The sequence below is a fragment of the Streptococcus sp. DD04 genome, assembly GCF_001578725.1.
GTDB lineage: Bacteria > Bacillota > Bacilli > Lactobacillales > Streptococcaceae > Streptococcus > Streptococcus sinensis.
In genome coordinates, this window is the sequence record NZ_KQ968976.1 from 205,769 (window position 1) to 219,820 (window position 14,052).

12 protein-coding genes and 1 pseudogene are annotated in these 14,052 nt (G+C 37.6%); all 13 read right to left on the reverse strand.

Going from position 1 to position 14,052, the window contains the following annotated elements; all coding sequences use genetic code 11:
- Positions 1-959: pseudogene (locus STRDD04_RS00995) on the reverse strand (polysaccharide deacetylase family protein); the annotation flags it as partial.
- Positions 960-1,048: 89 nt separating this feature from the next.
- Positions 1,049-1,435 carry a lactoylglutathione lyase gene (gloA, locus tag STRDD04_RS01000; protein ID WP_062198569.1) on the reverse strand — a complete coding sequence of 129 codons (387 nt, stop codon included), beginning with the start codon at positions 1,433-1,435 and terminating at the stop codon, positions 1,049-1,051.
- Between the two features lie 76 nt (positions 1,436-1,511).
- Complete coding sequence (locus tag STRDD04_RS01005) at positions 1,512-2,870, reverse strand: sensor histidine kinase (RefSeq protein WP_062198571.1); 1,359 nt, start codon at positions 2,868-2,870, stop codon at positions 1,512-1,514.
- A complete protein-coding gene (locus STRDD04_RS01010; protein ID WP_062198573.1) occupies positions 2,860-3,534 on the reverse strand; it encodes a response regulator transcription factor in 675 nt (224 codons plus the stop codon). Before STRDD04_RS01010 ends, STRDD04_RS01005 begins: the two co-directional genes overlap by 11 nt.
- Before the next feature lie 119 nt (positions 3,535-3,653).
- Complete coding sequence (locus tag STRDD04_RS01015; RefSeq protein WP_062198575.1) at positions 3,654-4,076, reverse strand: hypothetical protein; 423 nt, start codon at positions 4,074-4,076, stop codon at positions 3,654-3,656.
- A 356-nt stretch (positions 4,077-4,432) separates the two neighbouring features.
- Positions 4,433-6,217, reverse strand: a complete 1,785-nt coding sequence (locus STRDD04_RS01020; RefSeq protein WP_062198577.1) for an RAMP superfamily CRISPR-associated protein — start codon at positions 6,215-6,217, stop codon at positions 4,433-4,435.
- The gene (gene csx19 / locus STRDD04_RS01025; RefSeq protein WP_062198579.1) at positions 6,210-6,785 is read right to left on the reverse strand and encodes a type III-D CRISPR-associated protein Csx19; all 576 of its coding nucleotides are present in this window, start codon (positions 6,783-6,785) and stop codon (positions 6,210-6,212) included. The genes STRDD04_RS01020 and csx19 overlap by 8 nt, the downstream gene beginning before the upstream one ends.
- Positions 6,757-8,136 carry an RAMP superfamily CRISPR-associated protein gene (locus STRDD04_RS01030; RefSeq protein ID WP_062198580.1) on the reverse strand — a complete coding sequence of 460 codons (1,380 nt, stop codon included), beginning with the start codon at positions 8,134-8,136 and terminating at the stop codon, positions 6,757-6,759. The genes csx19 and STRDD04_RS01030 overlap by 29 nt, the downstream gene beginning before the upstream one ends.
- A gap of 1 nt (position 8,137) precedes the next feature.
- Entirely contained in the window at positions 8,138-8,404 is a 267-nt protein-coding gene (locus STRDD04_RS01035; RefSeq protein ID WP_062198582.1) for a hypothetical protein, read from the reverse strand.
- 145 nt (positions 8,405-8,549) lie between these two features.
- Positions 8,550-10,235 carry an RAMP superfamily CRISPR-associated protein gene (locus tag STRDD04_RS01040; protein WP_062198584.1) on the reverse strand — a complete coding sequence of 562 codons (1,686 nt, stop codon included), beginning with the start codon at positions 10,233-10,235 and terminating at the stop codon, positions 8,550-8,552.
- Positions 10,210-11,832 carry a Cas10/Cmr2 second palm domain-containing protein gene (locus STRDD04_RS01045; RefSeq protein WP_062198585.1) on the reverse strand — a complete coding sequence of 541 codons (1,623 nt, stop codon included), beginning with the start codon at positions 11,830-11,832 and terminating at the stop codon, positions 10,210-10,212. The genes STRDD04_RS01040 and STRDD04_RS01045 overlap by 26 nt, the downstream gene beginning before the upstream one ends.
- Position 11,833: 1 nt before the next feature.
- Positions 11,834-13,027 (reverse strand): FRG domain-containing protein, encoded by a 1,194-nt coding sequence (locus STRDD04_RS01050; RefSeq protein WP_062198587.1) that lies wholly within the window; start codon positions 13,025-13,027, stop codon positions 11,834-11,836.
- Between the two features lie 12 nt (positions 13,028-13,039).
- Positions 13,040-14,052 (reverse strand): TM1812 family CRISPR-associated protein (locus STRDD04_RS01055; RefSeq protein WP_197460059.1); only part of this gene is annotated, 1,013 nt, incomplete at its 5' end.

A 14,052-nucleotide genomic window follows, 5' to 3' on the forward strand; every position in this document is an offset into this window, starting at 1 on the left:
ACACGTTTGGCCAACTCTGGATTGGCTGCAACATTTTGTCCCACCATAAAGAAGGTCGCTTTAGCATTGTAGCGTTTCAGAATTTCCAAGGCCTGAGGGGTGGTCTTACTGTCTGGGCCATCGTCAAAGGTCAGAGCCACCATTTTCTCATGCCGTTTGATTTCGTATTGATGATAAGCCTCCAAATCATCGCCCTGCAGATATTCAGAATGGATTTGGTCGTAGAAATTTGAGAGTGGCACCATCAAGCTCGTCACCCCGTGAATTTCTTTGGGCAAACGAATAGAGAACAAGCCAGCCTCATAATGAAAGTTCCACTGACTCATATCCATTTCTCGAAGGGCATTCAAAGCTGCTGTTTGCTCTGTTTCATTAACCTGCCGAAAGGTCAACTGGCTGGTCAGCTCATTTATAAAGATTTCCTTGGTGGCTTCTGGATTTTGAAACAGCTTGTCCAAAGTGACTGCTGCACCTTCTTGATTGATATACGTCGAGGCTACTTCTCTTGCCTCCTCAGACTTGATGGTTCTCTTTATGATGTCGTAATCTTTCCTTTGAATAACAATTTCTTTTGTATTTGCCAGACTAGATGACCTTTCTTCTGTGTAGTAAAAGGTCAAGGCAGTCATATTTCCAGCCTGTTTCTTGTCATCTGTAATGCTCTGACTATCTTGCAATATTTGCTCTTTAGCGTTTTGAAAAGGCTGGCCATTCATAAGAGGATAAAAAGCTGCCACATAATGGCTGCCAATCCTACCAGCCTGCTTTTCGGCATTGGCAGCATGCTCTTTTTCTTCCTTTGCAATCACTTCTGCGACCTTTTGCTGGAAATCCCTTTCCTGAAACATTTCATAGATTCGCAGTCCACCAAAAATAAGAAGTCCTAAGAAAAACACATTCAGGAGACTGAGAAAAAATCTCCTTTTTTGAGTATGCTTCCTTTTATCTTGTCTTTTCATCTATTTTCCCCTAAGTTATTTGTCACAAAATGATTCTGATGTTAAAAAACTTGTATCTTACAAGTGCTAAAATACAAGTTTAATTATTTTTAAAGACTTTTCTCTCGAATCACTTCAACTTTGTAGCCGTCAGGGTCTTTGACAAAGTAGTAATTTGGCGGGTTGCCCGGTAGACCTTTTGGTTCAGTCACTTCATAGCCCTTGGCAGCATGCTCGGCGTGCAGACCTTCCAAATCAGGTGTGCTAAGTGCGATATGTGCAAAACCATCTCCAATCACATAAGGCCCGTGATCATAATTATAGGTCAGCTCCAGCTCATAGTCATCGCCTTCCAAACCTAGATAAACAATGGTAAAAGCGTATTCTGGAAAATCTTTACGGCGCAGTTCCTTGAAACCGAATGCCTCTTTATAAAAGGCAATAGAAGCCTCCAAATTTTCTACCCGTAAACAAGTGTGTAACATTTTTGCTGTCATCGTCTTCACCTCTTTATTTTCTTCCCTCTATTATACCGCAGAATCTGTCAAAATTGTAAATTAAATGAAAATTTTTTCAGCCTTTGCTGATTCGCTTTCTGATATCCGACTTTAGAGGCACTTTGATTTCAAAAATTGTTCCGCGTGGTTTATTGTCTTTGACTGTGATAGTCCCTTTCAGGGCATCTACGATTTGTTTTGCTAGAGATAGTCCCAGTCCAAAGCCGCCTTTCTGACGAGTTCGAGCCTTGTCTACCCGATAAAAACGATCAAAAACTTTTTTCTTATCGTCCCCGGCAATCCCTGGCCCATTATCAGAGATTCGCAAAATCAGACTTCGGTCACTGGCCAAAGCCATAAAATGAATCTCTCCATCTTCTTCGGTGTACTTGATGGCATTATCAAAAAGGATGGTCATGAGCTGCTTGAGCAAGACCTTATCAGTCGTGATTGATTTTGTCACTAGATTTTCAAATCGAAAGACCTTGTCACTTTCCTCAGCGATGATCGCATAGTTAGAAAAGGTCGTCGTGAAAAAGTCGGGCGTAACTACACCATATTCTGGCTTGATTCCATCGTCTCGTCGAGCTAGATTGAGCAAGTTGGTCGTGAGTAGACGCATATTCCGGACTTCCTCTAGACTGGAAGCAATATTCTCACTGGAGTCCATGATTGTGGCTTCGGGCTTACGGAAGAGAGATTCCAGACGATTTTGCAACACGGCCAAAGGCGTTCTCAGTTCGTGGCTGGCATTCTCAACAAAAGACTTCTGCTTCTGCATGCTGTCCAAGAGAGGCTTGACGCTCATCCGTGCTAGGTAAATACTGGCAATCAATGAAATACCCCAAAAGCTAATCATGACAATCGCAATCAGCTTCTCATGCTTTTCGCTAGTCTGCTCCAGCTGGCTGATACTAGTCATGACCACTGCGTATTTGACATGTTCAATTTCATCATCTGGGTCAATGTCAAACAGATAGGCTCGGTAACTTTCGACCTGTCCATAACTATTGGTCAGCTGAATTTGCTTGATTTGATTAAGAAAACGCTTGTTAAATTTGACCGAATCAAAGTTCAAAAAACCGTTCTGCGCCGTCAAATTGTGGTAATCATCATCCAAAAGAATGGCAAACGTGTTGGCACTGACATTTGCCCTGCCCGGTTCCTCAATCTTGATATCAGGAGCTTGGTCATGATCTAGGTTCTTTGGCTCCTGCTCTTGCTGGCCTGTTGTCCGATAAGCCAAACTCGCGACAGAAGCCGGACTTTGACTTAAACTTTTAAGATTATCATCAACGGTCGTATAGAGACTGGAGCGCATGACTTGGATAATAATCAGAGTCATAGCTGAGAAAATCAGGGTGAATACACCAAAATAGCGAATGAAATAAGAAAAATCATCCGCATAAAAGGTTTTTTTAAGTTTATTCAGCATTCTTTAAAATGTAACCGACGCTGCGAAGAGTCTGGAGATTATTCGCAAAAGTCGTTCCTTTCAATTTTTTCCGAATCTTGGATACATAGACTTCCACCACAGAAATCGTCGTATCGCTGTCAAAGCCCCATAAACGGTCAAATATTTGAGTCTTAGGCAAAATGACATTTTGATTCTGAAGGAAGTAGACCAACAGATCAAACTCTTTGCCCAGCAGTTCCACTTCTTTTCCGTCTACCAAGGTCGAGTTGGTCGAAAGATTGACCACTACATCGCCATAGGACAGGGTATTTTCATTAAACTTACCAGAACGTTTGAGCAAGGCCTGAATCCGCATTTTAAGCTCTTCCAGATAAAAAGGCTTAGTCAGGTAATCGTCGGCACCGAGTTCAAAACCATGGCCTTTATCATCGATACTTTCCTTGGCAGTCATGATGAGGACAGGAGTGGTGACCCCTTTTTCACGCAATTCTTTAAGCACTTGGAAGCCGTCCTTTTCAGGCAACATCAAGTCCAGCAAAATCAGGTCATACACGCCACTTTCTGCCTCGTATAAACCTTCTTCACCGTCAAAGACCTGCATAACATCTGCAAAATCATCTAAAAAATCAAATACTGAGTTTGACAGACCGAGGTCATCCTCTACTAATAAAATCTTAATCATCCTGTTCCTCCCTTTTTAGAAAAAGCTTATGTCGTTTCGTTTAATAGAGACATGACAAGCACTTCTCATCTTATCTTAACCTATCTTTTTCTATTATATCATGACTTATTGAAAATACTTTAAGAATTTGTTGTTTTCGAATTATTTTCTATTGTCTCACTGCTCTTGTCATCTTTTGTTGTACCGTCAGCATTTGATGGCTTCTTTTTTGATTTATTTTCTTGCTGCGAGTCACCCTGCTGACCGTTTTCTTGAGGGAGCTGACCTCCGGGACCGTTTTGTCCACCCATCTGAGGCGGCATGCCATTTTCATTTCCTTGCCCCTGACCTTGAGGAGGCTGGCCGCCTTGACCTGGCATCTTGCCCTCTTGGTTGTTTTGCTGCGGCATGGTAGCCTGCACCGAGCTTTGCTGCGGACTTCTCTGAGTCAAAGCAGCAATCCCATAGCCACCAACCGCTCCGACGGCTAAGGATGCACTAGCTACTACGGTCATCCACCATTTGGTACTCTTCTTAACTACAATCATTTTTTCCATATCCATTTTAAAGTTTTCTTCTTTCTAAATTTTATATTTTCATGGATTTTAACATGATGAAGTAATATAAATCTTAAGTACACAAGCTCACATCCCTTCACCATGCTAGGATTATTATAGGGACGCTTGCTTAAACGGGACTGAATTTTTTCTTAAAGAAGGCTGAAATTATGGAGTGATAAATACACTAGAAAGAGCTCCAACTAAATAGTAGGTTTCGCTAGAAGGGAAACTAATAGGAATAATCGCTAGCGCATTGGCAAGAGAACGAAAAAGACGAATTGCATCAGCAATCGTCTTTTTTATTCAAACAAGAACCAGTCATGGATAGCTCACGACTACCTAAGATCAGTTTATTGTAGCTAGTTATCTCGACTAACAACCCCCGTTTCAGGATATGGAGCCAAAATTTCTCGAATATAGACTTTTCCTAAGTTCTTACCTTTATTGTTAGCAAACCATTCGTAAATTGGTCCGTTTTCCTCAAGCCTTGGATAGTCAATGGTGTCATTAATCACTTTCATATAGCTAGAAAGATGCTTCATGATAGCCTTCTGTTCGTCGGAGTAGCTTATTCCTTCATAATCCGACTTAATGTTTCTTTTTAACTTATGATTCTCATCTAAGCTATAAGTGATTTCGTCCAACCCTTCAACAATTATCTTAACCTTCCCCATACCGAATGGTTTACCACGCCCAATCCTATGGAAGCAATCGGAATCAGGTTCAAGTCTTATACACCAGAGTAAGAGCTTCAGCTCTTCTTCGGTCACATCCTCAAAAAAAATATCAAATTCACAATTCCCTTTTGTTAAACAACGAACCTTATTGCGCATTTTGTAATTGTTTTTATTATCTTTGTCCTTGGCATGTGTATCCTGACCGAGCCAATAAACCTTACGTCCCGCTAAGCGAGGAGTATAGCTTTCCCGATCCGCATGCGAAATATTGGTATCCGCTGTACGACCTTTGATGTGGTAGTCATAATTCCAAAAACGTGTATTCCCATCTTTAGGAGGTTGTAAATAAAATTCGGTCGCAGAATAGTGGGGCTCACCAAGTATCGGTAAAACCAAGGGGGCTTCAAATTCCGCTTCCCTGATAGGCTCGCTATCACAAAAACGCAAACGTGAAGCCAGAGCATGCCCTTCTCCATCTTGCCCTATCTTACCAAACAGACAACAGGCAGGACACCACTGATCGCCAGCTCCATCACAAGGCTGGTGCCCAGAATGATTGTCTCGGAGTATCTCCGAAATCGTATGATTAAAAACTTCACGCGTGATACAAGCAGGGGACATATATAGGACACCATCTACTTGAGTATAAAATACTGGTAGTATCGGATTCTTATCTACATTGAAATATGCTTCTGCATAATCTCTATGCGCATTCTTTTTCCCATATTCTTCCAATACCTTTTCAAATCTTACAATATCATTCGGCTGTATAAGAAAGCATGCATCAGTGCTATCTTTTGGGATGCTTTCTATTTCCTGATAAGTAGCCTCATACAAATTTATTTCTTGTTCATTATGCTTAAACTTCTGATAAATTTCTTTCGGGTAGAAAAGTGATTCTGATTTCTTTTTATTTTTAGAAAAGTATTCTCCAACTATCACATGACCTACTTTATAGGAGTTACCATAACAAATTCTTTCTCCACTCTTATAGTATCTGCTTTTGATTTCTGCTTTTGAAATCTTTCTTCTCTCGCAGCCAATTAAAGTATTCTCTTTTCTATTCCATAATCCTGGCTCCTTGGATAAGCTGATCCGCATATGGGTCAGATTTTTTTCATCAATAACTGATAGACACGAATTGGTTAATTGTTCGTAGACATTGCGAATCATGCCCCGAATTTCACTCCCTGGAATCCGGGGGTCTTCTGGAACATTTGAAGGAAATTGACTTTCTTTGCTCAAGTCTTGGTAAGAAAAGAAATCTTGCCCTTTTAAAGTATCCTTGTCGAATTTTTCTTCAAAAGTCTTACTGGTATTAGGGATAAAAGTCGGAGACTCTATGCTTAGTTTACAGTGAATCCTTCCTGATAGGGAGCCTTTTCGCAGATTGGTTCGATTAGGAGCTTCATCTTTGATAGGCAAGAAAGTATAGGGATTGATAAATTTATATGTATTGTCAGCCATCATTTTCTCCTTTAACTTCTGATAGGTAAGGAGTTGCTTCTTTTGTACTAAAAGCAACAAAACGCCAGTCGACTGACTGTAAGTCTCCATCAGCGGTATTGAAATAATTCCGTACAGTGATAAAGGCAGTCTCTCCTTTGTCAACAGGAATAGGCAGAGTAACTTCAATGCCACGGTCTTCTTTTAGAGTGGTACTACCATTTTCGCTACAGTTTTTCTCTGGATCTCCCCAAATCTTATGTTCTTCATCGAAAATAAGAATATCATCCCCTGTCTCATCGAAAATAAGAATATCATCCCCTGTCTCATCTTGTCTGATACGACCTTGATAAGCATGTTCACCATCTTCCACTCGGATAAGATAGAGTTCTTGATTTTCATTAAAAGCACGCAGCTCTAGAAGATAGGCTCCCGTTCTACTCGTTTCGAGCTTGTTCTCCGAAGAGCATTCCTTTATTTCGACTCCATCACTCCAATAATAGACAGCATAAGTATAGTCTGATAGGGATAGGCTATCAAACTGGGGTAAAGGCGTTATCTTACTCTTTATCGTTTGAAACTTCGTCATCTTTCACCTCTCCTTTTCTAAAAATTCCCCCTCCGACTGCAGTTTGACCACCAACAGCTAGATATCCCTCCTGTAAATCCTCAAAACAGACATCAAGTAAGGATTTTACAAAATCATACTGTTTTTGTTCATCTTTCAACTCTTTCGATAGGCCAACCTCTAAATAGCAACTAGACCTATCCCCCTGAGTATATGCTAGTTTGTTATTAAATAACAAACCTTTTGAAGCTCCACCAGTAAAGCGATCTATAGCTGTTCGGGTCCTTAAGATTTCTGAAACGTTTCCCTTTTCAAAATGACTCTCTTTGAAAAAAATATGCGAAGCCTGACTATTAGAAACCTGAGGCCCGTCATTCTTATCACTTTTTTTCTCATGAACATAGCCAAATAAATAGTCTATAAGCGCTTTAGGCCAAGATTCTTTATTGATGTCACATTTAGGAAAAATGTCACCAATTCTTTTTATTGAATCAGTATCTAACTGATTTAAAATTCGCTCCATATGATGTCGGAAGACTCCTGCCCAAGTTGTACCTGGAATCACTACTTCGTCTTTACTGTTTTTAAGAGGGACTGCATCAATTGTCCCCTCATCATATTGCTCATTGTGAGCGTAATCACGAATGAAAAGAAAACTATGCAACTGAAGAGGTGTTAATATAAAGTTATTGGATTTATTTTGTTCGTCTAAAGATAATTCTGTAGAATAATTTGCCCCTGACCAATCCCAGTCAATGTAGTCTGTTAATTCACGTAAATCTGTCAAATCAAAATATTTGCTTTGTACTCCCGCTGTATCTGAATCTAGAGAGGGAAGGAGTTTAAAATAGCCATATCCTCGATTGCTTTTTCCACCGATTCGAATCTCTCCATGATGAAAACCTGCAATCAATGCCCTTACAAGGTTCTCTACTTCATTCTTTTTTTTCTTATCTACTTTAAATTCTAGTCGGAAGGAAAAGGCAGCTCCTGCTTCAACAATTTCAAAATCAAACTTACTTTCATCAACTGCTACTTTATTTTCCAACTTTACAGAGTCACGAATACGAGTGGTTAGTTTCTCAGTTTCTTCTAACTGTCCATCGTAGACAATCACTCGGCTCTGCCTATCTGTTGTTGCTTCTTTTCCTTGCTTACCTTGCCCAAAATAGTAAGCAATCCCACCTTTGAAAGTGTCATCTTTTTCTAAGTAAGCTCTACAAACTCCTGCTAAAGCCGTGCCAGGTATAAAAGGTTCTTTTTTATGATTCCTAAGCAAATCCATATCAGAATAAGTATCGTCACCATTACCAATCATAAAAGGAGTTTCAGCTTTCAAGATCCCCTTAAACAAATAGATACTATCGCCCATATTAGTTCTCCCTCCCCTTATTATTTTTATACCAGAACTTGATAGCTGTTAGAATATATTGCAAATAGTGTAGAGAAGCTCTGACCTTTTTGTCTGTGTCAACAATGTCATCCATTTTAAACTCTTTAAACCTTTTAAGAATTGCCTCACAAATCTTCTGTTCGTTGTTATTTTTATCATTGCTGTTTTTAAAAACAGAGCCTAAAACTTCAAGTGTAGCTTCACCACCCTCTCTATTTAAGTTTTGATAGACGGCATTGAGTCGCATGAGTGACGAACTACTCGTTTTTTTCAAAAGAGAGGACTGTGTTTCTATTATCTCATAGGCTGACTTTTCCAGCTCTTTAAGCAGATGATGGAAATCAATCTGCTCTTTTAAGCCTTTACCAGCTAAAGTGAGTTCAAATCCAACTTCACCTTCTGCATTTTTTTTCTTGGTTTTCAGACTTTTTAAATCCTATAATGAACAACTCAGGATTAATTTTTTGTATACGGTACTGTCCGTAGCCTTCTGCTTGAAGTAAACCCATAAAGCCTTCAGAACGCTTGGGCTCAATCTTTGATTCAATACATATTTGTGTTCCCATTGAAAAGGCACTAAACCGACGGCGTGGCATCTTCCATTTACCATTATAGCCTCCTGTCGTTGTTGTGCCTGTATAGATGTCACCAATGATTGGTTTCTCACTTTTATTAGATTCAGTTCCCTCATCTATATTAAACAATTTTTCAACGGATCTTTTTAGAACATCTAGCGAGACAGAATTTAAGCCATATTCATCACAGAGAATGGTATCTGATAAGAGATTGACAATATAAACGTGTGTTTCTTCGCCTGATGGGCTAGCATCCTTACTAGTGTTAGAATTCAAGTCACCTTCCATATTCCTGTTAGGTACAAGCGTCAAAACACATTTTCCAAACTGAATATTAGCTGAGCCTCCCAGACGGATTTCCCCATTATATTTGGTAAGAATCTCTTTCAGTTTATTTAATATGCTCTGATCGCCTTCAATAAAGCCTGCAAAAGACTGTCCAGCCTTCAATAAAGGAAGAGTGAAAAGGTCATTATCTCCTTTTGTTGTAACATGGTAACTAATGCTCTTTTGCATTTCATAAGAATTATAAGACAGAATATTCGTACCCTCTTTGGACTTTTCATAACCAAAATAAGCAAAACCTGTTTTTTTGGTGTATTGCTTCCCTTCACATCTTCTATAACCATCTGCTTGAGAGTAAATTTCCTCTTCATTCTTCACATTGATATAACTTAAAGGCATTGGGTAAAAAAACTTGTCATCTATGCAAGGATAAGCGTTACTAAATTTTACTTTAGTAAGTAACTCTTGAATATTTTTCTGTTCAATTCTACCAGCAAACCAGCCTTGCAAAGCTGTACCCGTAATATAATCTTTCTCTGAGACTAAATCTGTCTCCAAGCTAATATTGTAACGAAAAATAGTAGATGTTTGACGTCCTCCATGTGAATCATTGGTATATTCCTTCAAACCATTTTCCTGTTCCTCTAAAGTACAAACGGCTTCCCCATAACCTCTTGTACGATTGAGTCCGATGTGCCGAAGAAGCTTGGCACATTTTCTCAAAAATTCTACTTTTTCACTACTTGAACTATCATCTAAGTATAGTGTCGCTTCAAATATTGTGCCACTTGGTACGGCTCCAATTGTTCGTAAAGATTTGGGTTTAGCAACACCATTTTTCATTTGAGTAGCGTGTCTAGCTACTGTATAATACTCAGCAACCGCGGACGGATTATATAAGGACGGCTGACTCTTAAAAAGCTTATCTAAATCCTCTTTTAGATTGCTCACATTTTTAATCTCTGCGTTATTGACGATGAGAGCACCAGCCTGTTCACCTTTTCCAAACAATATTTCAACAAAATTCTTATTTTCAGGATCACAAGCTATCAGAAATTCTGCTTGTTCTCGCAGCAACCCCTTCAGACGTTTAGCTGGAATGTAGGGCAATCCATAATCATTATAAGCAGAAACTGTATCAAATTGGACACCATCACCTGTACCTGTACCACAGCACATGTCAGATTTTAACTCAATCGTCAGTTGTAAGATTTTCATCTATTTGCCCCCCTTTTAAATAATCCCAAACATCTAAGATATCAAAATATGTCGCTTTATTTCCCATCCAAGGTTGCAACTCACACTTTTTCCTAGCCTTAATCATTTGTATCACATAATCAATTTCCATCTCACTCGTTGCGTAGGCGTGTTGCAAAGCTTTAAGTTTATTATTAGCAATTCCGAGATTGACTAATTCCTCATAGGTATCTATAAAATTTGTATAAGTATATTCTTTAGGAACATTTTCTTTTATATACAAATATGGTCTTCTTAATAAGCATTTGGGCTCTTGATTATTTTTTTCCAAATAGTAATTAGAGGCACGGAAATTTTTTATGTCTGTAGTCATGCCACTTTTGATAATTTGAAAATCCATGCTCGAATGAGTAACATCTATATTATTTTTACTAAACGGATATTCTAATCCTCGTTTTTTAGCATTCTTACATAGCTGTTCTGCTATGTCATAAGCCGTGCTGAAAGGGAATTTATCGTGAACAAAGGCAATACCTATCCCAACAGAAATATGAAAATCTTTGAGATGAGAATAGTTTCCACCTTCTTTTTCCTTTTCTAATGTTTTCACAAATAAATCACAAAATTGTAAGGCCTTATTTGATTTGATAATGACAGTAATATCGTCTCCATCTGAGATGATTTCTCGATATGGTATACTCTTAGTCAATTCCTGAGCTTCCCTGTAAGCTTTTTCAGTGTCAATTTCTTTTTTGAATATCTCATTAACTGTGTTATCTAAAGTATCTCTGTATATTTTGCTAATTTCTTTAGAGAGCTCACGCATTGCTTTCAGTTGTTCAAATAATGTCTCTTCTTCTTCTTGATTTTTATTTGCAAAATCAATTATCTGTTTTCCCATTGTGTTTCCATCAATGTGGATCACAGCAACAAAACTTTTTTCCTCCTCGTCTCGAAACTGCTCAAAATTATCCGCATAATATTGGCTAATTCCCTCGCTATATTGGCTAATTCCCTCACTGCTTTTGTCTTCATCTCTCGTTGAATAAAATATTTTATTTTTTTTAAATCGACCATAACTAGCATACTTGCAAGAACTGTCTTTCGATGTTGGAACTGATACTATCGGCTCTTTAGTTTCATTATCCTGAGCACCAAATGCAAAACCGCGAGCAGTCTGAATTGGAGCTGTGTTTTGTTTGTAGGTTGTTAGAGCTTGCATTAATGGTTTTTGAATTTTTTCTACAAAGCTTCCCTTTTGATCTAAATAGTCTATTTCAATTTTGGCATGGCAAAGACGGATACCTCCACCAGAAAGTTCAAAAACTTCTTTTTGTAATTCAATAGTTACTGATTGATAACTTTTTTCATTCTCGTACAGTACAAGAGCATTACCACCACCAATGTAAATAACATTTCCAGAACGTACTTGAGGGATTTCTTTTGAAAAATCTTCATTTTCCCAATTATCGTTATCATATCCTAATTTTTTAGGTAGTAGTTCAAACAGTATCTTGTGTACAATTTTCGATCCGCCTACCATTTCACGTAGCTTATTTGTCGAGAATATGAAGCTCTGAATACCACTAATATCATAAATTGCAATACACTGTGTCATACTACTCTCCTTTTACATTGTTTAAAGTACTATCTACTACTTCAAGATAATCTGTACAAATAAAATTTTCTAATTCAGGATAAACAAAACTCTGATCAATCCCCATGTAGCGTAACTGCTCTAAAAATTCCTGACGAGATACTTCGGAAGCTCTATCATCTTCATTTTCCAAATCTATTATCCACACGGTATCTATGTATTTCTCTGGTACATTATTATTGTTTGATCTATCTAGAGCATTTAATAGCAAAAATCCCCCATTTTGATTTTTAATGCGATCATTCGAAAAATGAGGACGAATAATGTAATCATTATCTAAATCTTCAAATTTTATCTTTTGATCAAATCCGGGATTATAATACTTGGTTTTATTAGCTAGATTTTTCATAACATCATAATTCTCAATAACAGAATTTAGGACATCTATGAGGATTAAATCCCACGCTTCTTTATTTAATGTTTTAGCATTAAAGGCCGCTTGCATATTTTTATAATTATTAATATAAGGAATTGGATCTATATTATTTCTTTTGCTGTTTATAAAGTTCATCAAATTCGTATAAGTGCTTGGTTTGATTGATGAATTACCCTCTACAAATTTTTGAAGCTCTTTCTTCATAGCTTCATAGTTATTTTTTAAATTTTTAATTTCATCCTGTTCTGCTGTAGATAATCTTGATAATGCAGCTATAACAGCAACGGTATTGTCAAAAGCACTTTTTTGAGCATCCCAGCCTTTATTCTGTCTTGCTCCCAGCTTAGATTCAGATTTATTATTCTCTTCATTAATCTTTTCTGTATCAATAACATAGACATAGTGTTCCTTTATGCTGGAGTCCCCAGACAAGGCAAAAAATAAAGCGATATAGGGATTAAAACTAATATCTAAGAGTCTTGTTGGCAAACCATAGTGTTGCATGAGGAGTAAAATTTCTAGATTACTTTTACATTCTTTAAAAATATTTGGATAGCGACTTATAACAGCATCAATTAGATCACTTTCCCGATAAATTTGTTTATCTCCGCAACTATCTTTCATCTGACGAAAAATCTTGGGGGTGAGCTTCCATTTTTCAAAGCCAGTATATTTTCCTTCTCCACGAAAAACATATCGATGACGATAGGTATCCGCTTCTAGCTTTTGAACTTTTTCGACAAAATCTCTGAAGTTTGTAATTCTAATTTCATTTGGCATTTCTTAATCCTCTCAATCATCTCTAGAAGTAAAATTTAGTGCTTCAAAAAAAACTTTAGATTTCGAAAACAGATTTGCTAGACGCTTTTTAATATCAGCTACAAGATTTTTAACAGATTCATCGTTGCTTAGTAGCTTCTCAATCTCTTCTTGAAGCTTAATTAAATAACTCTCTTGCTGTGTTATTTTTCCCTGTAAATTGTCTATATCTCCAGATATGTTGAAATTACAATGAGAAAAGGTATTGCGGATTTCTGTTCTAACACGTGCTTCAGCTTTTTTTATCGGTTTATAAGTTTTGGAATCCATAGTTCCTATGACAGTATTCTTAAAATAATTTCTAAACTCATATTTAAATAAATCATCTTCTTTGATATCATTATTTACTAACCACATTAATAGTGTTACTAAAGCTTCTTGTGTTGTCACAGCTGCTTGGCCAATACGTCCTTGTCTGGCGTACCATTTTCCTAGTTCAAATTGAAAGTAGGCAAGGCGTTTCATTTTTTCTTCATCTTTTGAAATAGATAAAGATTCCTTGAAATGCACTCCTAAATCTTTCGCAATTTCATCCCTTATAAATGTTACTGCTGGATCCCCAATTCCTTGTAAAAGACTAGTATCTTTCGCCAAGCGTGTAATTGATTGGTGTAAATGGTAAAGATCATTACGATTTGTTCCATACTCAAACTGGTTGAAGGTTTCTCTTAGGTTTTCGTAGTTCGGATCATTAGCCCTTTTATCTAATAGTTCCAGAAGAGTTTTGACACTTGCATAGGAACGAAATTCATTAGCTGCATTGATCCATGCCATTAGATTATCTACGCTATTAAGATTGACGATCGGTGTCTTGCCTGGGTATGTTTTATCCTCAAACATACCATAAAACACTTCAAACTCTGCCTTCCAATTCAAGACCTTAGATACATAGTTTGACAACATATAGGTAAAGATAGGAAACGAACGAAATCCATTTGTAATATCACAAATAATTTTGTTTTTTTGCTTATTATCGAAAAGATTAG